Genomic DNA, 26,935 nt, shown 5'->3' on the forward strand with positions numbered 1-26,935 from the left:
CCTTGTCCTGATTTAAAGTTAATCCACTATAATGCCCTTAATGTCTGTAAAAGACGGGCGGCAGGCTGCCATCATCAGGTTTTCGGCAGGGTAACGCCGGTTTGACCCATGTATTTGCCGTTGCGGTCTTTGTAGGAGGTTTCGCAGATTTCGTCGCTTTCGAAGAAGAGGACTTGCGCTACGCCTTCGCCTGCGTAGATTTTGGCGGGTAGGGGAGTGGTGTTGGAAAACTCGAGGGTAACGTAGCCTTCCCATTCCGGCTCGAACGGGGTAACGTTGACGATGATGCCGCAGCGGGCGTAGGTGGATTTGCCCAAGCAGACGGTCAGGACGTTGCGCGGGATGCGGAAATATTCGACCGTGCGCGCCAGTGCGAAGGAATTGGGCGGGATGATACAGCAGTCGTCTTCGACGGTAACGAAGTTTTTGGGGTCGAAGTTTTTGGGATCGACGATGGTGCTGTTGATGTTGGTGAAAATTTTAAATTCGTTGGCGCAGCGGATGTCGTAGCCGTAGCTGGACGTGCCGTAGGAGATGATGCGCTGTCCGTTGGCTTCTTTGATTTGGTTCGGCTCGAAGGGATCGATCATGCCGAACTCTTCGCTCATGCGGCGTATCCATTTGTCGGACTTGATGCTCATAATGTTTTCCTTGTTTTTTGCGGTTTCAGACGACTTCTGCGGGGAGGTCGTCTGAAAGTGCGGGACGGGGTTATTTGGTTTTGGGCAGTTTCACTTCTTTAATCATGCCGTTTTCGCATTTCATGATGAAGACGGTTTCGCCGTTTTGCGAGGCGGTGAATTTGCCGTGTGCCAGGCCTTTTTTGAACGTGCCCGACAGTACCATGTTGCGGAACTTGGTGCTGTTGGAATTGAACGGTTCGATGAAGGTTTCGCGGTTGACGGAGACGGTGTAAACGCCTTGACCGTCGAATTTGCCGTTTTTAAACGCGCCGGTGTAGCTGCGTCCGTCTTGGCAGCGCCATGTACCTTTGCCGGCGGGTTTGCCGTCTTTGCCGACATCGCCGTCGTAGGTGCAGCCCGGTTCCTGATAGGAATTCAGGACGGCGGCCGAGGCGGGCAGGGCAAGCATAATGGCGAGCGGCAGGAGTGCGAGGTGTTTAAACATAAGGTTGTCCATCGGATGTAGGTTTCAGACGACCTTTTATCATGTGTAAAGGTCGTCTGAAAAATTAGTCTTGCCAGCCGCCCAAATAGGAAACCAGCTCTTCCAACATGGTGCTGACGGATTCCGCCATCAGGATTTGCGAGGCAAAGGCAAGGCTGGCGGCATCGTCGCCGTTGCTCTCGGCTTCTTCCTGCAATACGTCGAGGTATTGGATGCGTTTGAGCGTGAAGTCTTGCGTGAGGATGAAAGCGATTTGTTCGCGCCACACCAAGCCGAGCTGGGTTACAGTTTTGCCGTTTTTGACGTGTTGGACCACTTCATCGGCAGTCAAATCTTGTTTGGACACTTTGACGACGGGAACAACATCGCCCACGCCTTTGAGTTCGCAATCGCTATCCAATTCAAAACCGCCTTCGCAATGCCCTTGCAACAGCCACTCGGTCATCAGGGAAGAGGGCGATTGCTTGGTATTCGGCAGCGAGGCTTCCAAACCGCCCAAGGCTTCGCGCAGCTTGGTCAGGATGTTTTCCGCTTTGGCGGAAGCAGCATTGTTGACGAGCAGATAGCCGTGGCGGGTGTTGAACACCGCTTCAGTGCGGCTGCTGCGGGTAAACGCGCGGGGCAGCAGGTCGTCTGTAATTTGCTCTTTAAGCTCTTGTTTTTCCTTGCGACCGACATTGCGGGCTTCATTGTTTTGGATTTCCGCCACCTTTTCTTCCAAGATATCGCGGATGACGCCGGCAGGCAGGACTTTTTCTTCTTTTTTCAGGGCTACGCGCAAAGTAAAATCGGCAGGGAAAACGAGTTCGGGAGAGAACGGAACCGGTGCGGCAAAGCCTTCGCTGGACCAGTCCAAACCTTGGCAGCGGGTAAATTCAGCCTCTGCAAGTTTGTCGGCAAGTACGTCCGCCTCGGGCAGCTTTTCTTTGTTGAGCGGATAAAAACTGATCTGCTTGAACCACATGGTTTGTTTTCCTTTTCATTAAAAGCGGCATTATACAGGCAAAGCCGATACAAAGATAAGGAACAGAAGGGTCGTCTGAAATCAGTTTGACCATAAAAAACGCCTAACCCGTTGACAGCGTTTTAACGCTTATGTATAGTTCGCAACTCGGTTACGCGCCCATCGTCTAGAGGCCTAGGACACTGCCCTTTCACGGCGGCAACCGGGGTTCGAATCCCCGTGGGCGTGCCAGATTTTCAATAAACCCTTACTGGAGAACAGTAAGGGTTTATTTTTTTGTCTTTTGAAATGGGTGGGGTTGGGTGTTGAGTGTTTTACTGATGCCATTAATGCTGAGAGTGGATTCCCGCATTTCGTTTGTCTATCCTTCGCTTCCACGACTCATGTTTATCAGACGCTGCTCACGACTGATAAAGGGTAAATCGCTAATTTGAGGAATGCCAAAATGATCCACAAGAGGCAGCAATCCTAAATGGTGCAGCTCCTGTTCGATGGCGGCAGTCACCTTGCGCATTTCAGGGTTCTCAAAGTCGTAGGGCTGCTCGGTGCTGATAATGATGCTGCCACAATTCGGAAGATAGATAACTTCGTTTGCACTAGGTACTTCCTCAGGCAGAATTTCGGCGGGTAGAAAGGAAAACCATTCTAAAGCCATACGTTTTTCATAAAGGGAAAACTGCTGGACAGGTGAGTAGTAAGAGCGATTCACTCCTCGAAATTGACAATGCGGTTGATATTTATCCAAATAAAAGAATATCCATTCCTTTATCATGTTTTTATCGATGTCGGATTCGTTCATCAAAAAATAATGTCCAAAAACAACAGAGCCATCGGCACTTGGGGCTAACCCTAGTTTAAACAAACCGTGTCGTTTTTCTATCGGATAACGTTCCCCACGATATTTATACCATTCCTTATAGGGCACATTCAGCCAGTCCAGGTCGAACATTTCGGGCTCATGCTGTACTTCTTCCGAAGTCATTGCAAAATCCTTCATCAGCGCAAGATCGGCAAGAGGCAGGGGAAACTCGACGTATTTGTCTTTATAGTTGTGATTGTAGTTTTTACTGGTCTTGATCACCGGATAGCTTTTGCCTTTTAAGTTGACCATGCCGTTTTTGATATTTCTACGTTCTGTCAGCAGTTTTACGGTGACCGTATCGTTGCATACAAATAATTCCTGGAGGTGTTCTTTTTGAAAGGCCAGCATATCCTTGAATACTCGATCGAGGGACTGCTGCACAGCAGAAAAATGCATAGTAAAATCGATTTTTTTCATTTAGTTTCCTAGATTCATTCTTTGGGCGTATTTGGGATTTGCTGCAATTTCTTGTTTACCTAGCAAATACTGCTAGAGTTCAATATTATTGAAGAGTCTGTCCCGATTCATGGCGTCGAATGTTTCCATATCTAAATGTTTCCATTTGTATTCGCTGACGAAGTCGCGCAGCATTTGGCTTTTTGACACGGTTCTGCCCCATGCGTCATAGATGGTTTTTCCCAAATATTCTTTGAGCGCGCTGATTACCTCGTCTGGTGCTGAGGCGGAAATAATAATGTAGTCGTTGACTGCACTTTTTTTCAATCCTGCTGCAACGGCTTCGTCATATAACGATGAGAATTTTGAAAAATTGTTCAACAAGGATTTAATTTCCTCTTCTTTTTCAAGATGGTGCAGAGTTTTAAAAATCCACTGCTTTTCGGCTTCGTGATCGATATCATCATCGTCTAAGTAGCTGCACGTTAAATCAAACATTGTATGTGTCCTTTCTAAAAGTAATTGTTGTGTTTGTGTGGTGATCCGAAAATATGTCATGTTTTGAAATGCTTTTAGAATATCTGAAATGTTTCCTTCTAGCAAAATATGTTGCAGATAAAAGCGCATTGTCAAATTTATATATGAGGAAAAGTGGGCAAGGCGTAGCCAGCAGGTACATCAGCATCTCCTCAAGAATGCAAATTGTAAAAAACGCTTCTGTCTCTTAAAACAGAAGCGTTTTTGCATTTCAGACGACCTGCAATCCGTTTGTCGGAATCGGGCTGCGGCTTGGTTTGGGTTCTATTAAGATGTAAATCAGCCGGGCAGGTACTGCATCGGGTCGACGGCTTTGCCGTTCATGCGGACTTCGAAATGCAGTTTGACGCCGTCTGTGTCGCTATTGCCCATGGTGGCAATCGGCTGGCCTGCTGCGACTTTTTGGTCTTTTTGAACCAGAATGGTGTCGTTGTGTGCGTAGGCGGTGATGGAGAAGTCGTTGTGGCTGATGAGAATCAGTTTGCCGTAGCCGCGCACTTCTTCGCCGACGTAGATGACGGTTCCGGCTGCTGCGGATTTGACGCTTTGTCCGAGCATGCCGCCGATGTCGATGCCTTTGTTGGTTGTGCTGTTGTAGCCGCGGATGATGGCGTTTTTGCCGTTGTCGACCGGCCATTGCAGGGTCAGGCGGTTGACGGGGGCGACGGTTTTGGCGCTGCTGATGTCGGTGCTGCCGGAGCGGGGGCGGTTGGCGGCGTTTTTGCGGACGCGCAAGACTTGTCCGACTTCGATTTGTGAGGCGTTGTTCAGATTGTTCCAGGATGCCAGTGTGTTGACGTTTTGTCCGTAGCGTTTGGCGATTTGGCTGAGTGTGTCGCCCGGTTTGACGCGGTAGTAGCCGTCAGGTACGGCGCCGGTGGGCGAGCCGCCGCCGGCACAGGCGGCGAGCGTGAATGCTACGCCTAATGCGGTCAGACGGAGAAGTGCGGTTTTGAAAGATAGGGTACGGTTTGTTTTCATAGGGAACTAAATGGATAAATCAATAGGATTATGGGCAGGCTCGAAGGTTCAACCTGATGGGGTATGTTTTTGATTCGTCGGACAGTTTGAAAAACAATACGACGGATTGGGACGGTGTCCTTGGGTCGTCTGAAACAGTCGGGCTGCAACGGCTGTTTCGGTTTTCGGTATAATCCTGCATTTTACACTCGGCGCGATGCCTGTTGAACTTTATCCGTGAATACTTCTTCTCATAAATCTTCTTTACCTTATCTGGCTGCTTGCGGCAGCTTGATTTTTTTGATTGTCCTTTCTTTATCTTGGGAGCTGTGGATTGCGCCTTTGCGCAGCGGCGGTTCGTGGCTGGCGCTGAAGGCTTTGCCTTTGTGCCTGCCGTTGCCGGGTATTTTGAAGGGTAAAGTTTATACTTACCAGTATAGTTCTATGTTGATTTTGATTTATTTTGCCGAGGCGGTGATGCGTTTGTTTAATGCGGGTACTGCCGAGGTGGTGTGTGCCGCTTTATCGTTGACGGCGTGTTTGGTGTTTTTTGTTGCATGCCTGGCTTTTGTGAAGCAGCAGAGAAAGGCGGGAAAATAATGTTTATGCGTTTTTCAGACGACCTTAAGAGTGAATGGGACAGACGTTTGTTGCCGTTGTGGTGCTGTTTCTTGTGGATATGCGCCGCGCCGTTTTTGTCTTTCTACCGTGTGGGTCCGTTGTCGAGTTTTTATCTGGAAGCGGCTTCGCTTCTGGGCGCGCTGATGCTGGTGTTGGTCACGGCGTATAAGGGTTTGTTGAGCGTGCGCCTGCCTAAGGCAGCTGTCGGTTTGCTGGTTTTGGCGGCATTTTGGTGGCTTCAGGCGCGGATGATGGATTTGATTTACGTCGGCATGAACGATATGGTGATGTGGACGTTTATCATTCTGGCGTTGGCGGTATGGGCTTGCCGCGGTTGGGTGGCTGCCTATGGGCAGGAACGCATCGTGACGGTGTTTGCATGGTCGCTGCTGTTTGGTACGTTGCTGCAGGCTGCGATTGCGTTTATACAGTTTAAGGGCTGGTACGATCTTGGGTTCCTGCGCAACATGATTGTGTATAGCGGAAAAGAGGTCAGCGGTCAGCTTGGGCAGCGCAACCACCTCGGGCATTATTTGATGTGGGGTGTTTTGGCGGCGGCTTATTTGTGGTCAACCCGCAAAATGCCGGGCTGGTTGGGATTTTTGTTGGTCTTCCTGATGACGGCTGTCTTGGGCTTGGTCAACTCGCGCACGATTCTGGGCTATGTGGCCGGCGTGGCGTTGATTTTGCCCGTGTGGCGTTGGCGTGCGGGACGTGATTCTGCAAGGCAGGTTCGGATATTTCTCCTGACGGTCGCGTTGGTGGCGGTATTTCAATTTGCGATGGGTTCGATTTTGGAGCTGCTGGGCAACGGTCAATATGAAACGGCGGTCGAACGCGCCGGAAACAGCGGTTTTGAAGGCTCGATGCGTCAGATTGAATGGCGTAAAGCTTGGACTGCCTTTTTGTCCGCGCCTTGGTTCGGACACGGCTGGAACAGCTTTGCCCAACAGACTTTCTGGATTAATGCGGAGCAGCAGTATTTCCCGAATAATATCTTGGGCGTGTTGTTTACCCATTCGCACAATATTGTTTTACAACTGCTTTCCGAAGTCGGGCTGGTCGGTACGGTATTGGTTGCCCTGACGATGCTTGCGGGGCTGTGGCGGATGCTGGTGCGTCCTTACCATCCGGCTTCGCTGCTGCTGTTGTCTATGGTTGCCGTCAGTATGTGCCACAGTATGCTGGAGTATCCTTTGTGGTACATCTATTTCCTGACGCCGTTTGTGTTGATGTTCGCGCTTGCGCCGGCACGTTATGAAGACGTTTCAGACGACCTCGCTTGGGCGCGCGGCCGAAATTGGGCGGGCGGGCTTACCACGTTGCTGATTATCGGCGGGCTGCTGCACATGGGTTGGACTTATACGGATTTGGTCGATTACAGCCGGATTCCGAAAAATGAAAGTACGGATATGGTCGGGCGTAAGATTAACGGTTTGCGCCATATTTCTGAAAATAGTCCGATGCTGGCTTATTATGCCGATCTCAGCCTGACCCGTCGGGCAGAGCCGACCGATATGCAGGTCAAACCTTGGGCGGAGAAGGCGGCGATTAATTCCTTGTCTTACCGACCGTATTCCAACGCTTATCAGGTGGCGCTGTATCTCTACCGTCAAGGCAAGACGGAAGAGGGCGCGAAATGGATGCAGGCGATGCAGTATTATTATCCGTACATGATGTCGTTTTATGCGGGCAAACTGCGCAGCCATCCCGTGTTCCAACCGCTTTTGCCCAAGCTGCTGGCGGACTGCAAAGATTTCGTCAACGCGCCTAAACACGAAAAAGCGAAATCTTGCGATGTTGTGCAATAAACAATAGGTTGATGTAACAAGGTCGTCTGAAACCCGATTTCAAGGTTTCAGACGACCTTTTATTATTGATTATTCACACATATTCGCTTTTATCGTTTTCCTTCCAAGCCTGATGAGAGCATAGCCACAGCAACACAATCCCGCACACCGTCGAAGCCAGCATCATGCCCGCCATCACCAACGCAGAACCATTGTGCAGCCGCGTTACCAACAGCCCCACGCTTGCGCCGATGATGGATTGGAACGCGCCCAATACCCCATTTGCGCTGGCGCTTTCCTGTTTGAAATAAGCCATAAAGCAAGCTTGTGTGTTCGCGCCGACCAAGCCTTGCGTGCCTACCGAAAACATCACGCATGGCACCAAAGCCCACATCGGCGGCAGGCCCATCGACCAGACCAGCAGCACCATCGTCAGATTCGCCGCAAACTGAACGATAATGCCCCATTTCAAAATACTTTGCGGGTGCGCCCCCGTTTTCAGCCGCCATGCCGTGATGCGGTTAAACGAAGCCATCGTGAGGATGTTCAGCGCAAAGACCCAAGAATATTGGTTCGGCGTCACATGGTACAGCTTTTGGTAAACAAACGACGATTCCGTCAAAAACGCAAACATCGACGCAAAGCTGAACGCCTGAAAAAACAGATAGCCCATCGCCGCACGCGTTTTCAGCACTCTGGCGAAACGTCCTGCCACCAGTCCAAAAATGTCCATCCTGATTTTGCCTGTCTGCTTAGGAGGCGGCAGGAAAGTAAACACCAAGATAAACAAAACCAACGAATACGCCGCCAAAAAACCGAAAATAAAACGCCAGCCGCCCAATTCCTGCAACTGCGAGCCGACCATAGGCGCAATCAGCGGCACGATCATCAGGATAATGCCGATTAAGGCAAACATCTCCGCCGCCTGTCTGCCCGAATAATAATCGCGCACCATCGCTCCGACGATGACCACCGTCATCCCCGCGCCGAACGCCTGTACCGCGCGCAGGTTCAACAGCCCGTCCGCCGACTGCACCATCGTCAGTGCGACAACAGCCGCAAAATAAATGCTCAAACCGACCAAAGCTACCGGTCTGCGCCCTTTAATATCCGAAACCGCGCCGCCGACAACCTGCCCGAACGCCACGCCGAACATAAACAAAACCAAACTCTGCTCGATACGATGTATATCCGCGCTCAAAGATTGTGCCATTTCGGGAATAGCGGGCAGGTAGGCATCGACCGAAAACGGCATCAGGGCAACCAACATCGCCATCAAAACCGCCATTTGCTTTTCACCCAGCGGGGAGGGGGTGGATTGGGACATAAGGGACTTTCTGTGTATTTGAATTTCTATGGCGGATTCGTTCGGCAATATCTGGTTGTCGGATAACGAGGGTTCGGTTAATCCACTATAACAATAACTGCCTTCGGAACAAAGTCCGACATAAAAGGTCGTCTGAAACCCGCGATACAGGCTTTCAGACGACCTTGCTTATTGCTTAAGAACGTTGAAACAGATTATTTGGCTGCTTCAGGTTGGCTGGCTGCTTGGCTAGCGGCTGCCGCTTTATCGCCTTCTTTGGCGAAGTATTTGGCGTGGATTTTGTCGTATTCGCCGCTGTCGCGTACTTTTTTCAGCGCTTCGTTCAGCATTTTGACGGTCGCTTCGTCGCCTTTGCGTGCGGCGATGCCGTAGTTTTCAATCGTGAAATCAGGCAGGGTGATGAAGTCCATGCTTTTGGTCGGGTTGTTTTTCACATAGTTGGCGATGACCGCGCTGTCGCTGACTACGGCATCCACGCCGCCGTTTTCCAGCTCTTTGATGACCAAAGGAACGCTCTCGAAGCGGGCAATTTTCGGATTGTCGTTGCCCAAGAGTTTGGAAACGGAGAAGTCGCCGGTTTGTCCAGTAACGACACCGACTTTCGCCATGTTTTTGAGGTCGTCTGAAGAGGCGACTTTTTTACCTTTGGGAACGAGGACGACTTGGGTGATTTCAAAATAAGGGTCGGTGAAATCCATGGACTGCTTGCGTTCGTCGGTAATGGTTACGCCGGAGATGACGATATCCGTATCGCCGTTTTTGAGCGCGGGGAAGAGGCTGTCCCAAGGCTGGTGTTTGAATTCGACTCTGAAGTTGCCGGTTTTTGCCATGGCGTTCATCAAATCGACGTCGAAACCTTCAACGTTGCCGGCGGAATCCAATGATTCGAAAGGGGCGAATTCGGCGTTGGCGGCGACGCGGTACACTTTGTCGGCTTTAGGGGCTGACGAGGATGCGTCTTTGCTTTGGCCGCCGCAGGCGGAGAGTGCCAGCGCAGAGCAGGCGAGGGCGGCTGCAATCCATTTTTTCATGTTCATGGGGAGGTTCCTTCTTTACGGATATTAATAAATAAACGGATAGTTTAACACGGTTTGGGGAAGTCGCTACGCGTCAGTGTTCTTTTTCGCGGAAAAAAGCGTAGGTTACGTCATGGAAGAGGTCGGTATGCGGGCTGTCTTCGTAGTTCAATTCGGCGAGCGCGTCTTCGAAGGCAAGCTGGATGGACTCGACGGCTTCGTTTGCCATATCGGACGGCAGCGAACGGATCAGACCTTTGAGGGCGGTGGCGAGGACGTGGTTCTGCATACGCAAAACGTCGTTGGCTTCTTCCAAATATTCGAGGCGTTGTTCGATGCTGCTCATGATGTGTTCCTGGGAATCTGTTAAAATACCGCATTATAGCAAATCACGGCATTCGCTATGCGCGTGAAATGAAATGACACAACGGAAGAACGAAAGCTAAAAATGGATACGAATCGTCCCGATACGCCGCAACAAACGGATGAAAGCCTGGATTGGGAAAGCCGCTTGGAAAAGCTGCGGCAAACCCGCCAATTGAACGCACCTTACACACACGCGCCTTTGGTGCGCGAATCTCAAGAGCCAGCCGTCGAGCAGAAGCCCAAAGCCAAGTCGGTCAAGCTCGACGATGCCAACCGCGATGCCGTGTTGACGGAATATCTGCGCAAATGGCAGGAGGAGCATAACGCCATGCTGGAGGAAGACGCTGCCGAAACGGCGGAGACCGATGCGATGGTGATTTTGCAGGAGAACTGGCTGAACGCGCAGTCTTCGCTGCAAATGAGTGCGACAGACAGACAAATCGAGTCCACGCGTACGGTTTGGCTGAATCCGAAACGTAAAACGGTCGAATTTGATGCGCCTGTAAAAGACGCGCCTATAAAAGAAGAAGCAACGTCGTCTGAAAACGAAGGTCCTCAGGCACAAGAGCAGGTTTCAGACGACCTCAAGCAAGAAATGCCGCCGATTACCGTCAATATCAACGTGCTGAACCCGCAGGTTATCAACCGCAGGGAAGTGTTCTGCATTTCCGAGCAAGACCTGAGCGAGCGTTTAATCAGACGCCTGCGCCCGCACGTCGCCGACGCAGTCAACGGCATGATACGCACCGCCGTGCAGAAACAAATGGCGCTGTTTACCTACCAGCTCCAACAAACTCTCAGCGAGCAGGCGCCCGATTTGGTGGAACAGCTTTTGGATTACAACGTGAAAAAAATCCTGAACGACATCAAATACGAAATGAAATACAGTCAGGGAAACAAAAAAGCGTGATCACGCCGCCGTTTCAGGTATCGGACTGAAAATGCTGATTTTTCCGCCGGTTTTGTATATAATGGCGGCTCACGTTATCGTGATTTAACTCCTTTCAAATAATTTATGCCCGATACACTGTCGGGCATTTTTTTGGGCATGGATTTTATGAATAAAAACAAATGGATTTGGATACTGATTGTTGCCGCCGTGGTAATCGGTTATCAAAAAATGCAGCAGGGGCGGCAAGGTCAGGCAGCAGATGCCGTAGAAACCCAAACGCAGCCGCAAGCCCAAGCGGAAAAACGCCCCCCATCCGAACCGCCTCAGCCTCAGCAGTCTCCATCCCAAAAGTCGCAACCCAACAAGCAGCCGAAGTCTGACCACCAAGCAGGGCAGGGCAGCGCGGAACAAATATTGCAGCAAGCCTTTGAAAACCAAGAGAGCGATATTCAAGTGAAAGGCGCAGGCACGGTTCTCAAAACGCTGCCCGACGACAACCAAGGCACGCGCCATCAGCGTTTTATCTTGAAACTGTCCAGCGGGCAAACGCTTTTAGTGGCGCACAACATCGACCTCGCCGACAAAATTAAAGGCTTGAAAAAAGGCGATAAAGTCGGCTTCTACGGCGAATACGAATGGTCGGAACAGGGTGGCGTCCTCCATTGGACGCACCACGACCCCGCAGGCCGCCATACCGATGGCTGGCTGGAACACAATGGACGTGTTTATCAATAAAAGTCTGGAACGATTGCAAAAGGTCGTCTGAAAAACGTTTTCAGACGACCTTTTGCCATTCGCCGTCAAACTTGAAAGACGGCGCAAATAAGCGCAAAATGTTAACAAGTTGACCTATGAAGCGCGCAGCTTCCCTCCTTTCCCACATCAAACAAACCTGCTGAACAAGATTGGAAAACAAATGAGTAAAAAACTCCACCCGCAGACGCTCGCCATACGCGGCGGCAAAGAGCAAACCGAATACCGCGAACACAATCAGGCATTGTTCCTCACCAGCAGCTTCATGTGGGACAACGCCCAACACGCCGCCGATTTGTTTTCCAAAAAAATCAAAGGGTTCACTTATACTCGCACCGCCAACCCGACCATCGCCGCTTTTGAAAAACGCATCGCCGCTTTGGAAGGTGCAGAACGCGCGGTCGCCACTTCGACCGGCATGTCCGCGATTCAGGCATCGTTTTTCACCTTCTTGCAGGCGGGCGACCATGTGATTTCCAGCCGAAGCCTGTTCGGCACGACCGTCGGCTTTATCAATAACATCGTCACCAAATTCGGCATCGAAGTGAGCCATGTGTCGCCGACCGATTTGGACGAATGGAAAGCCGCCGTCAAAGCCAACACCAAACTGCTGTTTTTGGAAACGCCGTCCAACCCTTTGGGCGAAGTGGCCGACTTGGAAGCTTTAGCCGAATTGGCGCACAGCATCGGCGCGCTTTTAGTGGTGGACAACAGCCTGCTGTCACCCGCCGGTTCGCAGCCTTTGAAACACGGCGCGGATATTTCCGTTTCCTCTGCGACCAAAGCTATTGATGGACACGGACGCGTGATGGGCGGCGTGTTGGCAGGTTCGGAAGATCTGCTGACGCAGGTCGCCATGTATTGCAACTCTTGCGGGCTGGCGATGTCGCCGTTTAACGCATGGCAGTTGTTGAGCGGCGTAGAAACCCTGTCGCTGCGTTTGGAAAAACAGTTCGACAACGCTCTGAAAATCGCGCAATGGCTGCGGACACAGCCGCAAGTCCAAGCCGTGTACTACACCGGATTGCCCGACCATCCGCAGGCGGAGCTTATCCGCAAACAGCAAAACGGCGGCGGTATCGTGGTGGGTTTTGAAGTCGCTGACCAAGAAGCCGCGTGGAAAGTCGTCGATAGCGTCGAACTCTTCTCCCGTACCGCCAACCTCGGCGACGTGCGCTCGACCATTACCCACCCGTGGACAACCACACACGGCAGGATGCAGCCCGAAGAAAAACTCGCCGCCAATATCCGCCCCGGACTGGTGCGCCTGTCCGTCGGTTTGGAATACGTCGATGATTTGATTGACGATTTGAAACAGGCATTGGCGCGTTAAGCCAAACGCCCGACGGACGGCATTTGCTGAACCATTACATTTCAGACGACCTCTTGGCGTTTCAAAGGTCGTCTGAAAACATTAAAATACACACAACATCAAATAAGGAAATCGATTATGAGTGAAGCAGAATTTTCCGACTGGGCAATGAAAATCTGCCTGACCGGACTGGTTATCTTCTTGGGCTTTATCGTTTGGAACTTGGGCAAGGAATCCAAGGCGGGCAAATTCGGCATCGCGATTTTGTTCCTGGTCTTGGGCTTGGGCGTGTTCGGTTTTATTTTCAAAGAGGTGCTGATTAAATTCATCGCCCTGCCTTGAGGCGGTAACGGCAAAATAAGCACAAAGGTCGTCTGAAAACAGCTTAGAAAACAGGGAGGGTATGTATGTTTATGACATCGGGTCTGTTGTTGTGTCTGTTATGGTGTGCAGTAGATATCGTTGCCGTCAATCGAGGATTCGGATTAAACACGAAACAAAGCATTATCGCCGGTATGAGCCTGTTTGCAGTTCAAATGATCTTGGCATTGTGCGGGGTTTGGGCGGTTGCTCTGGTCGTCGAATCGATTGTCCGCCATTTTTTCGGGAACAGTGAGGCTGCAATTGGCATCAGTCTTTTGACGGTTTATGCGTCCGTACCGGTTTTTACTTATCTGGTGGGGTTGTGGTGGCTGAAACAATATCAGCTTCCGAGGATGGAAAAGCCTGATCGTTTATTTGTCAAAACGGTTGCAGCTGCTCTGCCTTTGGTGCAGGTTATTTTGTTTGTTGTTTCGCTGTTTAACGGTTTATAAACGCCATACATGGAATGGAAAAGGTCGTCTGAAAACCTTGAATCTGGGTTTTCAGACGACCTTTTGTCCTGATGGGGCTGTCTTTATTTGTTGGCGTTCAGATAAAGATTGATCAGACGGGTGGTGGAGCTGTCGTGTTTTTGTAAACCGGTTTCGCCGGTCAGCTCGGCAAGGATGGTTTTGGCGAGCTGTTTGCCGAGTTCGACGCCCCATTGGTCGAAGCTGTTGATGCCCCAGATGATGCCTTGGACGAAGGTTTTGTGTTCGTACATGGCAATCAGGCTGCCCATGTTGCGGGGGTTGACCTTGTCCATGAGGATGAGGTTGGTCGGGCGGTTGCCGGAGAAGGTTTTGTGCGGAACCAGCTCTTCGATGCGGGCTTCTTCCATGCCTTGGGCTTTGAGTTCGGCGCGGACTTCGTCGGGCGTTTTGCCGCGCATGAAGGCTTCGGCTTGGGCGAAGACGTTGGCGAGCAGGATTTCGTGGTGGCCGCGCAGGTTGCTGCGTTTTTCAAGCGAGGCGATGAGGTCGATCGGGGTGATGTGGGTACCTTGGTGCAGCAGTTGGAAGAAGGCGTGCTGACCGTTGATGCCGGTTTCGCCCCAAATAATCGGGGAGGTTTCGTAGCCGATGGACTTGCCGTCGAGGGTAACTTGTTTGCCGTTGCTCTCCATGTCGAGCTGCTGAATGAATTTGGGCAGGCGGTGGAGGTGCTGGTCGTAGGGGGCGATGACGTGGCTGCCGCCGCCGTAGTAGTTGATGTACCAGATGCCGACGAGGGCGAGGATGACGGGGAGGTTGCGCTCGAGCGGGGTGTTGATGAAGTGTTGGTCCATCAGGTGCGCGCCGTTGAGCATTTCGATGAAGTTTTCTTCGCCCAAGTAGAGCATGATGGGCAGGCCGATTGCCGACCAGAGGCTGTATCGTCCGCCGACCCAGTCCCAGAATTCAAACATATTGGCGGTGTCGATACCGAATTCGGCGACGGCTTTTTGGTTGGTGGAGACGGCGACGAAGTGTTTGGCGACGGCGGTTTCATCGCCTGCGTGGTCAAGGAACCATTTGCGCGCGGTCAGTGCGTTGGTAAGGGTTTCTTGGGTGGTGAAGGTTTTGGAGGCGATGATGAAGAGGGTGGTTTCGGGGTGGACTTTGGAGAGTACGTCGCGCAGTTGGGAGCCGTCCACGTTGGAGACGAAGTGCATTTTCAGGCGCGGATGACCGAAGGGTTTGAGCGCGGTACACATCATCAGCGGGCCGAGGTCGGAGCCGCCGATACCGATGTTGACGACGTCGGTGATGACTTGGTTGGTGAAGCCCAGCCAGTTGCCGCTGCGGACTTCGTGTGCGAATTCACCCATGCGTTGCAGGACGCGGTTGACTTTGGGCATGACGTCTTCGCCGTCAACGACGATGGGGGAGTTGGTGCGGTTGCGCAGGGCGACGTGGAGGACGGCGCGGTTTTCGGTGGTATTGATTTTTTCTCCGTGGAACATCTGCTGCATACGCTCGGGTACGCCGGCTTCGCGGGCAAGCTCGGTCAGCAGCGACATGGTTTCGTCGGTGATGCGGTTTTTGGAGTAATCCAGCGTCAGCCCGCCGACTTGCAGCCAGTAGCGTTCCGCACGCTGCGGGTCTTGCTCGAACATTTCGCGCATGTGTTGTTCTTTGGTTTCGTCAAAATGTATCCATAATTTTGACCAAGCCGGTAAGTCGTGAAGGTGTTTCATCGGATGCTCCTGAGGTTGGACGGTTTTGTGGGAAAAACGGCCGCGAGGTCGTCTGAAACGGGAACGGGTGGGTTTCCGTTTTTAGGGTTTGTGGCAAAGGCGGGGTGTCTGCCGTTATTTTTTCTAGTGGATTAAATTTAAACCAGTACGGCGTTGCCTCGCCTTAGCTCAAAGAGAACGATTCTCTAAGGTGCTGAAGCACCAAGTGAATCGGTTCCGTACTATTTGTACTGTCTGCGGCTTTGTCGCCTTGTCCTGATTTTTGTTAATCCACTATATTTGGTGTTGAGGGATAACGGTAGCGCTGATTTGTCGGTCGGTATTTTCAGACGACCTTGAGATATAGAAGGTCGTCTGAAAAGGTATTGTTTAGTCTTTATCGTAATCGATGTGTTTGTTGTGTATGCTTTTTTTGCTTTTTTGTAATTGCAGGCTGGCGGCATCACCCAAGCGCAGGGCGAGTCCGATGGCGAGGATGTCGATGACGGCAAGTTGCAGCAGGCGCGAAACCATGGGGGTGTAGAGTTCGGCGTTTTCCTGCGTGGCGATGCTCAAAACGCAGTCGGCAAGCTGTGCCAACGGGGAGTCGTTGCGGGTCAGGGCAATCACTGCCGCGCCGTTTTCTTTGGCGATGCTGACGGCGTCTAAAAGCTCGATGGACGAGCCGGTGTTGGAAATGGCGACGAGGACGTCTTGATCGGACAGGACGGAAGCCGCCATCAGTTGAGTGTGAGTATCGACGTAGGCGACGGTGGAAATGCCGAAGCGGAAGAATTTGTGTTGCGCGTCTTGGGCGACGATGCCGGAGTTGCCGACGCCGTAAAACTCGACGCGGCGGGCGTGCATCAGGGTGGCGATGGCGTTTTCCAGTTCGGATTCTTTCAGGAAGCGGCGTTCGCCCAAAATGGAGGCGGCGGCGTTGCCCAGCACTTTTTCGACCACGACACCCATGTCGTCGTCGGCGTTGAGTTCTTCATGGACGTAGGGCATACCTTCGTGGCCTATGCTGGCAGACAGGGCGAGTTTGAACTCGGGCAGTCCTTTGTAGCCCAGGCTGCGGCAAAAACGGATGACGGTCGGCTGGCTGACGGATGCGCGCTCGGCGATTTCGGCGACGGCGGCATGGACAAACCATTTGGGTTCCGCCAAGGCGCATTCGGCGACTTTGCGTTCTGCGCCCGACAGGTTTGACAGTGATTCGCTGATTTTGCTTAACATAAATATGCCCTTCGGTGTGTGCCGCCCCGCGGCGGGGCGGCTTGTGTGATTAAACGTTTTTCAAGTGGTTGTCGAGTGCCGCCGCTGCGCCGGTGATGCCCGGAAATTCGCTTAAGACGACATAGACGGGAATCGCGGCGAGATAGGCTTCAAAACGGCCTTTGTTTTCAAAGCGGCTGCGGAAAGGTGAGTTTTTAAAATATTCCAAAACGCGGGGGATGATGCCGCCGCACAAATACACGCCGCCGCGCGCGCCCAACGTCAGGGCGAGGTTGGAGGCAACCGTACCGAGCATGGCGCAGAAGATGTCCAAAGTCTGACGGCAGAGCGGGGAGGTGCCGCTTAAGGCTTTTTCGGTGATTTCGGACGGTTTGAGGCGGTAGTTTTTCAGTTTGTCGCGTTTGGCGAGTGCTTCGTAAATCAGGCTCAAACCTGCGCCGCTGAGGAAGCGTTCGGCGGAAACATGACCGTATTTGTTTTTCGCATACTGCCAAATCAAAACTTCCATGTCGTCAAACGGCGGAAAGCTGGAATGGCCGCCTTCGCCGGCAAGCGCGACCCAGCCTGCGGGGCTGTGTACCAGTCCGCTGACGCCCAAACCGGTTCCCGGGCCGATGACGGCTTTGGGGGCGAATTCGACAGGTTTTTGCCCGCCTATCTGCATCAGGTCTTTGCTTGAAGTCTGCGTTACCGCCAAAGCCTGCGCGGTAAAGTCGTTCAAGAGGATAAGGGTGTCCAGTCCCAACGCCTGACGGGTGGTTTCGATGGAAAACGCCCAATGGTGGTTGGTCATTTGCACCCAGTCGCCCAAAATCGGATTCGCCATGGCGAAGGCAGCGTGCCGGACTTCGACTCCGCCTGTCTGTTCCAAATAGGAGCGGGCGGCATCGACGATGGTGTCGTAGTCTTTGCATGGCAGCACTTTGGCGTTTTCAATCTGCTGCGGTGCGGTTTCGAGCGCGAAGCGGGCGTTGGTGCCGCCGATGTCGGCAACAAGGCGCGGATAGCTTTTGCTGACGGGTTGTTGAATATCAGTTTGAGTAGAAGACATGGCAGTTCACTCCTTGATGGTTCAATACCAGGCTGGTCGGATATTCCAAATCGGCGCGGGAGGCGGCTTTATCGAACACGGCTTTCTTCTCCGCACCTTGAATCGCCAGAAAGACGTTGTCCGTTTTGGCGATGGCGCCCAAGGTCATGCTGACGCGCTCGTGCGGCGCGGTAACGGGCGTGGTGTGGATGAGGGACGGGTCGTCTGATTCGTTGATGGCTGCCTTCAGCTGCGGCGCTTGCGGGAAGAGGGAGGCAGTATGTCCGTCGCCGCCCATGCCCAAAATCAGCACGTCAGGTTGTTTGTAATGTTTCAGTGCGTAGGCAACGACGCTGTCGGGTTGTAATTCAGTTTCAGATTTACCCGCTTCGACAACAGGAATCCAAGTCGCTGCTGCGGCTTTGTTTTGCAGCAGGTATTCGTGTGCCAAGGCAGTATTGCTGTCGGCGTGGGTGGTCGGCACGATGCGCTCGTCAACCAAAGTGATGCCGACTTTTTGCCAGTCCAAATCTTTTTGCGACAGGGCTTGGAAGAACGGAATCGGCGAGCGGCCGCCGGAAACTGCCAACACCGCGCTGCCTTTGTTATCCAGCGCGTTTTGCAGCGCGGCGGCGACTGCGTCTGCCAAAGCCTCTGAAGCGGCTGCTGCGTTTTCGTATTCATGCCAAACGAACATAAAAGTGTCCTTTCTCTGTTTTCAGACGACCTTTTGTAGGGAGGATGTGTGAGGTCGTCTGAAAGGCAGTGTTTGTGAGCGGGAAAGTAAGTAAGAGCCTGTGTTGTTGATGGCGGCGTGAATGTCGGTGGAAATGCCTAATCCGCCGCCTTATGGTTTTCAGACGACCTTTTTGAACCGAGAACGCTTCAAGCAAAGGTCGTCTGAAAAGGCTTTACTGGTCTTCGTGCCACTTATGTCCGTCGCGCGCCAAGAGTTCGCGGGCGGCTTCCGGACCCCATGAATGCGCGTCGTAGCCGTGCGGCGGGGTTGTGTTGCTTGCCCAGTTGTCCAAAATCGGCATCACATATTCCCAAGCGGCTTCGAGTTCGTCGCGGCGGTTGAAGAGGGCGAGTTTGCCGTTGATGACATCCAGTAGTAGGCGTTCGTAAGCTTCGGCGCGGCGGCCTTCGAGGGCTTTTTCCAAGTCGGTTGCCAGCGGCACGATTTCGACTTTGTTGCCTGCACCCGGCGTTTTCATCTGCGTATAGAGGCGCACGGATTCGGTCGGCTGCAATTCGATAACTAAACGGTTTGGCGCGGCTTGACTGTTTTCAAAAATATGGTTTTGCAGCGGACGGAAGTTCAATACGATTTCCGCCACTTTGCCCGCCATGCGTTTGCCGGTACGCAGATAGAAGGGAACGCCTTTCCAGCGGTCGTTTTCGATTTCAGCTTTGATGGCGACGTAGGTTTCGGTGAAGCTGTCTTGCGGAACGTTGATTTCTTCCAGATAGCCGTTCATGCCTTTGGCGGCGGTGTATTGTCCGCGCACGACGTTTTCGTTGACGGATTCGATGGTCAGCGGTTTCAAAGATTTGATGACTTTGACTTTTTCATCGCGCACTGCGTCGGCATCCAAGCTGGCGGGCGCTTCCATCGCGGTCATGCACAGCATTTGCATCAGGTGGTTTTGCACCATGTCGCGCAGCGCGCCGGTAATGTCGTAAAACTCGCCGCGCTCTTCCACGCCGAGCTGTTCGGCGATGGTCAGTTGTACGCTCTCAATATATTTGTTGTTCCACAACGGCTCGAACATCACGTTGGCAAAACGCAGCGCCAGCAGGTTTTGCAGGCTTTCTTTGCCTAAGTAGTGGTCGATGCGGTAGATTTGGCTTTCTTTGAAGTAGCGGGCGACATCGGTATTGATTTGTTGGGAAGAGGCGAGGTCGGTACCCAGCGGTTTTTCCAAAACGACGCGCGCGTTGTCGGCGTTCAGACCGACTTTGGCAAGGTTTTCACAGGCTTGTGCGAAGAATTTCGGCGCGGTGGAAAGGTAAATGATGACGTTGTCGGTTTCTTTGCGGGCTTTGACCGTTTCGCCCAAAGCGGCAAAATCGGCTTCTTCGGTAACGTCCACTTTTAGATATTCGATGCGTTTGACGAACGATGCCCAAGCGTCGTCTGAAAAGTTTTGTTTGACATGGATTTTGGAGTTGGTTTCCACTTTTGCCAAAAAGTCCGCCGTATCCAAATCGCTGCGGCTGACACCCAAAATACGACCCTGAGGATTGAGCAACCCTGCAACGTGCGCCTGATACAGACAAGGCAGCAGCTTGCGCATTGCCAAATCGCCGGTCGCGCCGAACAACACCAAATCAAAATTTGTTTGTGTACTCATCGTTTTATCTCTCGTTGAGGAGGGCTTTGTGCCGGTGCCGTTAAATGCCGTGAAAGACGGGCGGCTTGCGGCGTAAAAGCTATGGAAACCAATCGCCTGCACCAAAATTTCAAAACAGGCGGGCTAGTGAGTAGTAATACTACACATGGCTACACATTTTGTCTATTCTCATTTTTACAAATTATTTGACTTAGTTTAAAAGTTTGATGAGTTTGGTCGGGTAGATTTTCACAAATGACGCATATCACGATTTAAATCAAATTTCTTACATTTAGCGGATTATTTTGTAACTAAATTACAAGTTTTATATTATAATAGCCTACATATATAGAGTGAGGCTTTCAGACGACCTCTATATGGTTTGAAAGGTCGTCTGAAACGCCAAACGCCCCACACCCAATACAAAAAATCAGAAACGCGCAAACAAAATCCCCATACCACCCCCTTCCGACAGGAGATCGAACATGAACCCCACTCCTATCCACCCCAAGCTCGCCGAAATCACCGAGCGCATCATCGAGCGCAGCCGTCCGACCCGCGAAAAATATCTGGCGAAAATCCGCAGCGCCAAACAAATGGGACGGCTGGAGCGCAACCAGCTCGGTTGCAGCAACTTGGCGCACGGTTACGCCGCCATGCCCAAAAGCATCAAAATCGAAATGCTCCAGGACACCGTTCCCAACTTAGGCATCATCACCGCCTACAACGACATGGTTTCCGCACACCAGCCGTTTAAAGACTTCCCCGACCAAATTAAAGACGAAGCGCAGAAAAACGGCGCAACCGCGCAAGTTGCCGGCGGCACGCCCGCCATGTGCGACGGCATCACGCAAGGCTATGCCGGTATGGAATTGTCGCTGTTCTCCCGAGATGTGATTGCCATGAGCACCGCCGTCGGCTTGTCGCACCAAATGTTCGACGGCAGCCTGTTTATGGGCGTGTGCGACAAAATCGTACCGGGTTTGATGATAGGCGCGCTTTCGTTCGGTCATATTCCCGGCATCTTCGTCCCCGCAGGCCCGATGTCCAGCGGTATCGGCAATAAAGAAAAAGCCCGCACCCGCCAACTTTTCGCCGAAGGCAAAGTTGGCCGCGACGCATTGCTCGAAAGCGAAATGGGTTCCTACCACAGCCCCGGCACCTGCACTTTCTACGGTACGGCAAATTCCAACCAAATGATGATGGAAATGATGGGCGTACACCTGCCCGCCGCCGCCTTCGTCCATCCTTATACCGATTTGCGCGAAGCCCTGACCCGCTACGCTGCCGGACACCTCGCTCGCGGCATCAAAAACGGCACCATCAAACCTTTGGGCGAAATGTTGACCGAAAAATCCTTCATCAACGCCCTGATTGGTCTGATGGCGACCGGCGGTTCGACCAACCACACCATGCACCTCGTTGCTATGGCGCGCGCCGCAGGCGTGATTTTGAACTGGGACGACTTCGACGAAATTTCTTCTATCATCCCATTGCTGATCCGCGTGTACCCCAACGGCAAGGCTGACGTGAACCACTTTACCGCAGCGGGCGGCCTGCCTTTCGTTATCCGCGAATTGCTGGACGCAGGCCTGTTGCACGACGATGTCGATACCGTCGTCGGACACGGTATGCGCCACTACACCAAAGAGCCTTTCCTCATCGACGGCAAACTCGAATGGCGCGAAGCCCCCGAAACCAGCGGCAACGACGACATCCTGCGCAAAGCCGACAACCCGTTCTCCCCAGACGGCGGTCTGCGCCTGATGAAAGGCAACATCGGACGCGGCGTGATTAAAGTGTCCGCCGTGCGCGAAGGTTGCCGCATCATCGAAGCGCCCGCCATCGTGTTCAACGACCAACGCGAAGTGTTGGCTGCGTTTGAGCGCGGCGAGTTGGAACGCGATTTTGTCTGCGTTGTCCGCTACCAAGGCCCGCGCGCCAACGGTATGCCCGAGTTGCACAAATTGACCCCGCCTTTGGGCATCCTGCAAGACCGCGGCTTTAAAGTGGCGCTGCTGACCGATGGCCGTATGTCCGGCGCGTCCGGCAAAGTGCCCGCGTCCATTCACATGACGCCCGAAGCCCTGATGGGCGGCAACATCGCCAAAATCCGTACCGGCGACCTGATCCGCTTCGACTCCGTTACCGGTGAACTCAACGTCCTGATTAACGAAGCCGAATGGAACGCCCGCGAAGTCGAGCGCATCGACTTGAGTGCGAACCAACAAGGTTGCGGCCGCGAACTCTTCGCCAACTTCCGCAGCATGACCAGCAGCGCAGAAACCGGCGCCATGAGCTTCGGCGGCGAATTTGCCTGATGCACGTTTCAGACGACCTTTTCAAACGGAAGGTCGTCTGAAAAATTATTGGAGCCGTTTAAAATAGATGCAGACGTAGCGTGGGCTTTGCCCGCGAACAAAACCCAAGCAACATCAGAATGTTTTACCCCAAAGGTCGTCTGAAAACTTAACCCCCCCCATCCCGTTTGACCTCAACAAAAACGACAACCCCATTCCACCTGGAGAACCGAAATGTCCAAACTGACCCCCCGCGAAATCCTGAGCGCAGGCGCAGTTGTGCCTGTGATGGCGATTGACGACTTAAGCACTGCCGTCGATTTGTCCCACGCCCTCGTCGAAGGCGGCATCCCCACCCTCGAAATCACCCTGCGCACCCCCGTCGGCCTCGACGCCATCCGCCTGATTGTCAAAGAAGTGCCCAACGCCATCGTCGGCGCGGGTACGGTTACCAACCCCGAACAACTCAAAGCCGTCGAAGACGCAGGTGCGGTTTTCGCCATCAGCCCGGGCCTGCACGAATCCCTCGCCAAAGCCAGCCACAACAGCGGCATCCCACTGATTCCCGGTGTAGCCACTCCGGGCGAAGTCCAACTGGCTTTGGAACACGGTATCGACACCCTCAAACTCTTCCCCGCCGAAGTCGTCGGCGGCAAAGCCATGCTCAAGGCCCTCTACGGCCCTTATGCCGACGTACGCTTCTGTCCGACCGGCGGCATTAGCCTCGCCACCGCCCCCGATTACTTGGCACTGCCCAATGTCTTGTGCGTCGGCGGCTCATGGCTGACACCGAAAGAAGCCGTGAAAAACAAAGACTGGGACACCATCACCCGCCTCGCCAAAGAAGCGGCGGCGTTGAAACCCAAAGCCTGATGCTTCAAGAACTCAGTCATATTTAGAAGCCATCTTGTCTGACTGTTAGGGTTATACAAGCAATACAAAGGTCGTCTGAAAATCTGATTTTGGATTTTCAGACGACCTTTTGCCATGTGTCCAAATATAGTGGATTAACAAAAATCAGGACAAGGCGACAAAGCCGCAGACAGTACAGATAGTACGGAACCGATTCACTTGGTGCTTCAGCACCTTAGAGAATCGTTCTCTTTGAGCGAAGGCGAGGCAACGCCGTACTGGTTTAAAGTTAATCCACTATAAAAAATGCCATGCCGCGATTCCGTTATTTAATCCGCTGTAATTTCCATCGCGTTGGATGAAGACAAGGCAACGCCGCAGGCTTAAAGCCGACTGGCGATATTTTCTGCCTTAGTCTGTCATACTAAAGAGGTCGTCTGAAAAACTCTGCTTCGGATTTTCAGACGACCTCTTCAATTCAAGATGCCTCTGTTTCAAATTTCAAAACTGTCCGCTTGGTCAGCCTTGCGTATCATGCCTGCGGCGACGGTGTGGTTGGTGGCTTCGTCTATCAGGATGAACGCGCCGAGGGCGTGGTTTTCTTCGTAGGGCGCGGCGGCGATCGGCTGCTGGGTTTTGAGACTGACGCTGCCGATGTCGTTGAGTTTGAGCGTGTCGGCGGATTCGACGCGGCTGAGGGTGTTCACGTCCCAAACGTAGGAAATCGCGCTGATTTTGACGGGGGTGGTTTGGGTGGTGTGTTTCAGCAGGTATTTGCGGCGCAGGTTGAGCGGGATGTCGTCGAACCAGCACAGCGCGGCTTGGAACTGCTGTTCGGGCGCGACGGGGCTGTCGGCGGCGGCGATGCTGTTGCCGCGCGAGATGTCGAGATCGTTGTCGAGCGTGACGGTCAGCACTTCGCCCGCTTCGGCGGATTCGGTTTTGCCGTTGGGATTATAAATTTCGGCGATTTTGGCGGTGTGTCCGCTAGGCAGGACTTTGATTTCGTCGCCGGTTTTCAGACGGCCTGCTTCCAGTCTGCCTTGATAGCCGCGGAAGTCGTCGCTGCTGCTGCCGTCTTGCCGTGCGACGCGCTGTACGGGGAAATGGGCGGCTTGGTCGGCGGCGTTTTGGCGGTTGACAGGCAGGCTTTCGAGCAGGGGCAAAAGCGGCAAACCTTGATACCACGGGGTTTGGCTGCTGGCGTTGACGATGTTGTCGCCTTTTAACGCGCTGATGGGCAGGAAGTGGATTTGGGCTTGGAGGCCGATTTGTTCCGCCAGCTTGCGGTAGGCTGCGGTGATGACCTGATATTTGGTTTCATCGAAGTCGAGCAGGTCGAGTTTGTTGACGGCGACGATGATGTTGGGGCAGCCTAAGAGTTTCAGAATCGCGCTGTGGCGTTTGGTCTGAGGCAGAAGGACGGGTTCGCTGCCGGAAAAATCGACGCGCGTTGCGTCTATCAGGACGATGGCGGCATCGGCGGTCGATGCGCCCGTTACCATGTTGCGGGTGTATTGTTCGTGTCCGGGCGTGTCGGCGATGATGAATTTGCGCTTGGGCGTGGCGAAATAGCGGTAGGCGACGTCGATGGTGATGCCTTGTTCGCGCTCGGCGGCAAGTCCGTCGGTAAGGCTGGCGAAGTCGGGTGTTTCGCCGTTTTCAGCAGCGCGGTTGAGTTTGTCGAGCTGGTCGGTCAGCAGGGTTTTGCTGTCGTAGAGCAGGCGGCCGATGAGGGTGGATTTGCCGTCGTCGACGCTGCCGGCGGTGATGAAGCGCAAAAGTGGGGCGGTGGTTGCGGTCATGGTTCTTTCCTTAATTCTCGGATTGCACGTTACTTTAATGAGGTCGTCTGAAAATGGGAAAGAACGCTTGGTTTTAAAAAAAGATGATTTCGTTATATTCGGGCGTTTTCTTTCAGACGAGGTCGGCTTCCCGCGTTTGCCAGAAAACCCGCTTAAAGGTAAAATTCCGTATTCCAACATGGGTACTGCATCATGACTAAATTTATTTTCGTAACCGGCGGCGTCGTATCTTCACTCGGAAAAGGTATCGCCGCCGCTTCTATTGCCACCATCCTCGAATCGCGCGGTCTGAACGTGACCATGCTCAAGCTCGACCCTTATATCAACGTCGACCCCGGTACGATGAGTCCGTTCCAACACGGCGAAGTGTTCGTGACCGACGACGGCGCGGAAACCGACCTCGACTTGGGACACTACGAACGTTTCATCAACGCCACCATGACCCGCCGCAACAGCTTCAGCACGGGGCAGGTGTACGAAAACGTCATCGCCAAAGAACGCCGCGGCGACTACCTCGGCGGCACGGTCCAAGTCATCCCGCACATTACCGACGAGATCAAACGCCGCATCCACGAAGGCGCGGCGGGTTACGATGTTGCCATCGTCGAAATCGGCGGTACGGTCGGCGACATCGAATCGCTGCCGTTTTTGGAAGCCATCCGTCAGATGCGCAGCCAGTTGGGACGCAACAACACCTTGTTCGCCCACTTGAGCTACGTCCCCTACATCGCCGCCGCCGGCGAAATCAAAACTAAGCCGACCCAGCATACCGTTAAAGAAATGTTGAGCATCGGTTTGCAGCCCGACATCCTGATTTGCCGCATGGACAGGGAAATGCCGGCGGACGAACGCCGCAAAATCGCCTTGTTCTGCAACGTGGAAGAGCGCGCGATTGTCGGCAGCTACGACGTGGACAGCATCTACGAATGCCCCGAAATGCTGCACGACCAAGGCATCGACAACATCATTACCGAGCAGTTGCAGCTGAACGTACAGCAGGCGGATTTGACCGCGTGGAAAAAAATCGTCCATGCCATCAAAAATCCGAAACACACCGTCAAAATCGCCATGGTCGGCAAATACGTCGATTTGACCGAATCCTACAAGTCGCTGATCGAAGCCTTGAAACACGCGGGTATCCACACCGAAACCGACGTGCAAATCACCTTCGTTGACAGCGAAAACATCGAGAAAAACAACGGCGACGTTTCCATGCTCAAAGACATGGACGCTATCCTCGTTCCCGGCGGTTTCGGTTCGCGCGGCGTGGAAGGTAAAATCGCCGCCGTGCGCTACGCCCGTGAAAACAATGTGCCATACTTGGGCATCTGCCTCGGTATGCAGATTGCGCTGATCGAATATGCCCGCGATGTGGCAGGCTTGAAAGGCGCGAACTCCACCGAGTTCGACCTCAAATGCGCCGCGCCCGTCGTCGCCCTGATTGACGAATGGCAAACCGCCGACGGCAGCGTCGAAACCCGCGACGAATCCGCCGATTTGGGCGGCACCATGCGTTTGGGCGCGCAAGAGGTTGAATTGAAAGCGGGCAGCCTCGCCGCCAAAATCTACGGCAGCGAACACATCCGCGAGCGCCACCGACACCGCTACGAAGTCAACAACAACTACGTTCCCACGCTAGAACAGGCAGGCTTGGTTATCGGCGGCGTATCCGCAGGACGCGAACGCTTAGTCGAAACCATCGAGCTGCCGAACCATCCTTGGTTCTTCGCCTGCCAGTTCCACCCCGAGTTCACCTCCAACCCGCGCAAAGGCCATCCTTTGTTCACCGCGTTTGTCAAAGCCGCGTTGAACAATAAAAAAGGCTGATGCTCGGCAAAAGGTCGTCTGAAAATAGAAAAAGCACTTCGATTGAGGTGCTTTTTTGTGTTTGCATGGTGATGGTGAAGAGAAGCAGGGTATCAGTCGCC

25 protein-coding genes and 1 tRNA gene are annotated in these 26,935 nt (G+C 53.0%); 11 read left to right on the forward strand and 15 right to left on the reverse strand.

The features are described 5' to 3' along the window. Positions 1-74: 74 nt before the first annotated feature. From dcd to DBZ16_RS11195, 3 genes are all read right to left on the reverse strand, one after another. A complete protein-coding gene (gene dcd, locus DBZ16_RS11185) occupies positions 75-641 on the reverse strand; it encodes a dCTP deaminase (protein WP_003741335.1) in 567 nt (188 codons plus the stop codon). 70 nt (positions 642-711) lie between these two features. Then, positions 712-1,128, reverse strand: coding sequence for an MORN repeat-containing protein (locus DBZ16_RS11190; protein ID WP_107814143.1), 417 nt, complete (start codon positions 1,126-1,128; stop codon positions 712-714). Between the two features lie 64 nt (positions 1,129-1,192). Next, positions 1,193-2,092, reverse strand: a complete 900-nt coding sequence (locus DBZ16_RS11195; RefSeq protein WP_049230511.1) for a recombination-associated protein RdgC — start codon at positions 2,090-2,092, stop codon at positions 1,193-1,195. Positions 2,093-2,247: 155 nt separating this feature from the next. On the opposite strand from DBZ16_RS11195, the gene DBZ16_RS11200 reads away from it, so the two are divergent. Continuing rightward, a tRNA-Glu gene (locus DBZ16_RS11200) sits at positions 2,248-2,323 on the forward strand. 130 nt (positions 2,324-2,453) lie between these two features. Here the strand turns inward: DBZ16_RS11200 and DBZ16_RS11205 are convergent. The 3 genes from DBZ16_RS11205 to DBZ16_RS11220 all read right to left on the reverse strand — a co-directional run bounded on the left by DBZ16_RS11205 (position 2,454) and on the right by DBZ16_RS11220 (position 4,868). Beyond that, positions 2,454-3,371, reverse strand: a complete 918-nt coding sequence (locus DBZ16_RS11205; RefSeq protein WP_107814048.1) for an Imm52 family immunity protein — start codon at positions 3,369-3,371, stop codon at positions 2,454-2,456. A gap of 72 nt (positions 3,372-3,443) precedes the next feature. After that, a complete protein-coding gene (locus tag DBZ16_RS11210; protein ID WP_107814049.1) occupies positions 3,444-3,848 on the reverse strand; it encodes a hypothetical protein in 405 nt (134 codons plus the stop codon). 318 nt (positions 3,849-4,166) lie between these two features. After that, positions 4,167-4,868: a murein hydrolase activator EnvC family protein gene (locus DBZ16_RS11220; protein ID WP_107814050.1), complete on the reverse strand. Its 702-nt coding sequence runs from the start codon at positions 4,866-4,868 to the stop codon at positions 4,167-4,169. 216 nt (positions 4,869-5,084) lie between these two features. Here DBZ16_RS11220 and DBZ16_RS11230 point away from each other — a divergent pair, with 216 nt between their 5' ends. Both DBZ16_RS11230 and DBZ16_RS11235 read left to right on the forward strand, forming a co-directional pair. Further along, the gene (locus DBZ16_RS11230) at positions 5,085-5,447 is read left to right on the forward strand and encodes a DUF2069 domain-containing protein (protein WP_107814051.1); all 363 of its coding nucleotides are present in this window, start codon (positions 5,085-5,087) and stop codon (positions 5,445-5,447) included. Further along, positions 5,447-7,279, forward strand: a complete 1,833-nt coding sequence (locus DBZ16_RS11235) for a PglL family O-oligosaccharyltransferase (protein ID WP_107814052.1) — start codon at positions 5,447-5,449, stop codon at positions 7,277-7,279. Before DBZ16_RS11230 ends, DBZ16_RS11235 begins: the two co-directional genes overlap by 1 nt. Before the next feature lie 73 nt (positions 7,280-7,352). Here DBZ16_RS11235 and DBZ16_RS11240 read toward each other — a convergent pair whose 3' ends face one another. The 3 genes from DBZ16_RS11240 to DBZ16_RS11250 form a co-directional block, all read right to left on the reverse strand. After that, positions 7,353-8,585, reverse strand: coding sequence for a multidrug effflux MFS transporter (locus DBZ16_RS11240; protein ID WP_107814053.1), 1,233 nt, complete (start codon positions 8,583-8,585; stop codon positions 7,353-7,355). 194 nt (positions 8,586-8,779) lie between these two features. Beyond that, positions 8,780-9,622, reverse strand: coding sequence for a basic amino acid ABC transporter substrate-binding protein (locus DBZ16_RS11245; protein WP_107814054.1), 843 nt, complete (start codon positions 9,620-9,622; stop codon positions 8,780-8,782). A gap of 73 nt (positions 9,623-9,695) precedes the next feature. Continuing rightward, positions 9,696-9,947 carry an NGO1151 family protein gene (locus tag DBZ16_RS11250; protein ID WP_016687175.1) on the reverse strand — a complete coding sequence of 84 codons (252 nt, stop codon included), beginning with the start codon at positions 9,945-9,947 and terminating at the stop codon, positions 9,696-9,698. 102 nt (positions 9,948-10,049) lie between these two features. On the opposite strand from DBZ16_RS11250, the gene DBZ16_RS11255 reads away from it, so the two are divergent. From DBZ16_RS11255 to DBZ16_RS11275, 5 genes are all read left to right on the forward strand, one after another. Beyond that, positions 10,050-10,877 carry a hypothetical protein gene (locus DBZ16_RS11255; RefSeq protein WP_107814055.1) on the forward strand — a complete coding sequence of 276 codons (828 nt, stop codon included), beginning with the start codon at positions 10,050-10,052 and terminating at the stop codon, positions 10,875-10,877. A gap of 105 nt (positions 10,878-10,982) precedes the next feature. Then, the gene (locus tag DBZ16_RS11260) at positions 10,983-11,594 is read left to right on the forward strand and encodes a DUF3465 domain-containing protein (RefSeq protein WP_107814056.1); all 612 of its coding nucleotides are present in this window, start codon (positions 10,983-10,985) and stop codon (positions 11,592-11,594) included. 181 nt (positions 11,595-11,775) lie between these two features. Continuing rightward, a complete protein-coding gene (metZ, locus tag DBZ16_RS11265; protein WP_107814057.1) occupies positions 11,776-12,945 on the forward strand; it encodes an O-succinylhomoserine sulfhydrylase in 1,170 nt (389 codons plus the stop codon). 117 nt (positions 12,946-13,062) lie between these two features. Continuing rightward, complete coding sequence (locus tag DBZ16_RS11270) at positions 13,063-13,266, forward strand: DUF2788 domain-containing protein (RefSeq protein WP_003768561.1); 204 nt, start codon at positions 13,063-13,065, stop codon at positions 13,264-13,266. A gap of 65 nt (positions 13,267-13,331) precedes the next feature. Then, on the forward strand, positions 13,332-13,739 hold the full coding sequence (locus tag DBZ16_RS11275; RefSeq protein ID WP_107814058.1) for a hypothetical protein: 408 nt from the start codon (positions 13,332-13,334) through the stop codon (positions 13,737-13,739). 83 nt (positions 13,740-13,822) lie between these two features. Here DBZ16_RS11275 and pgi read toward each other — a convergent pair whose 3' ends face one another. The 5 genes from pgi to zwf all read right to left on the reverse strand — a co-directional run bounded on the left by pgi (position 13,823) and on the right by zwf (position 20,071). Continuing rightward, positions 13,823-15,466 carry a glucose-6-phosphate isomerase gene (pgi, locus tag DBZ16_RS11280; RefSeq protein ID WP_107814059.1) on the reverse strand — a complete coding sequence of 548 codons (1,644 nt, stop codon included), beginning with the start codon at positions 15,464-15,466 and terminating at the stop codon, positions 13,823-13,825. Between the two features lie 369 nt (positions 15,467-15,835). After that, positions 15,836-16,684 carry a DNA-binding transcriptional regulator HexR gene (gene hexR, locus DBZ16_RS11295; protein ID WP_107814061.1) on the reverse strand — a complete coding sequence of 283 codons (849 nt, stop codon included), beginning with the start codon at positions 16,682-16,684 and terminating at the stop codon, positions 15,836-15,838. 49 nt (positions 16,685-16,733) lie between these two features. Next, positions 16,734-17,735: a glucokinase gene (locus DBZ16_RS11300; RefSeq protein ID WP_107814062.1), complete on the reverse strand. Its 1,002-nt coding sequence runs from the start codon at positions 17,733-17,735 to the stop codon at positions 16,734-16,736. Beyond that, on the reverse strand, positions 17,716-18,411 hold the full coding sequence (gene pgl, locus DBZ16_RS11305) for a 6-phosphogluconolactonase (protein WP_107814063.1): 696 nt from the start codon (positions 18,409-18,411) through the stop codon (positions 17,716-17,718). Before pgl ends, DBZ16_RS11300 begins: the two co-directional genes overlap by 20 nt. Before the next feature lie 214 nt (positions 18,412-18,625). Next, on the reverse strand, positions 18,626-20,071 hold the full coding sequence (gene zwf / locus DBZ16_RS11310) for a glucose-6-phosphate dehydrogenase (RefSeq protein WP_107814064.1): 1,446 nt from the start codon (positions 20,069-20,071) through the stop codon (positions 18,626-18,628). 464 nt (positions 20,072-20,535) lie between these two features. Here zwf and edd point away from each other — a divergent pair, with 464 nt between their 5' ends. Together edd and DBZ16_RS11320 are read left to right on the forward strand one after the other, a co-directional pair. Beyond that, the gene (gene edd, locus DBZ16_RS11315; RefSeq protein ID WP_003741552.1) at positions 20,536-22,371 is read left to right on the forward strand and encodes a phosphogluconate dehydratase; all 1,836 of its coding nucleotides are present in this window, start codon (positions 20,536-20,538) and stop codon (positions 22,369-22,371) included. 213 nt (positions 22,372-22,584) lie between these two features. After that, positions 22,585-23,223, forward strand: a complete 639-nt coding sequence (locus DBZ16_RS11320; protein WP_107814065.1) for a bifunctional 4-hydroxy-2-oxoglutarate aldolase/2-dehydro-3-deoxy-phosphogluconate aldolase — start codon at positions 22,585-22,587, stop codon at positions 23,221-23,223. 473 nt (positions 23,224-23,696) lie between these two features. On the opposite strand, the gene DBZ16_RS11325 is transcribed toward DBZ16_RS11320, so the two are convergent. Next, complete coding sequence (locus tag DBZ16_RS11325; protein ID WP_107814066.1) at positions 23,697-25,007, reverse strand: sulfate adenylyltransferase subunit 1; 1,311 nt, start codon at positions 25,005-25,007, stop codon at positions 23,697-23,699. 192 nt (positions 25,008-25,199) lie between these two features. Here DBZ16_RS11325 and DBZ16_RS11335 point away from each other — a divergent pair, with 192 nt between their 5' ends. After that, positions 25,200-26,834 (forward strand): CTP synthase, encoded by a 1,635-nt coding sequence (locus DBZ16_RS11335; protein ID WP_003740734.1) that lies wholly within the window; start codon positions 25,200-25,202, stop codon positions 26,832-26,834. Positions 26,835-26,935 lie beyond the last annotated feature (101 nt).

Origin of the sequence: Neisseria sicca, assembly GCF_003044565.1 — a bacterium.
In the GTDB taxonomy this organism is placed as follows: domain Bacteria; phylum Pseudomonadota; class Gammaproteobacteria; order Burkholderiales; family Neisseriaceae; genus Neisseria; species Neisseria sicca_A.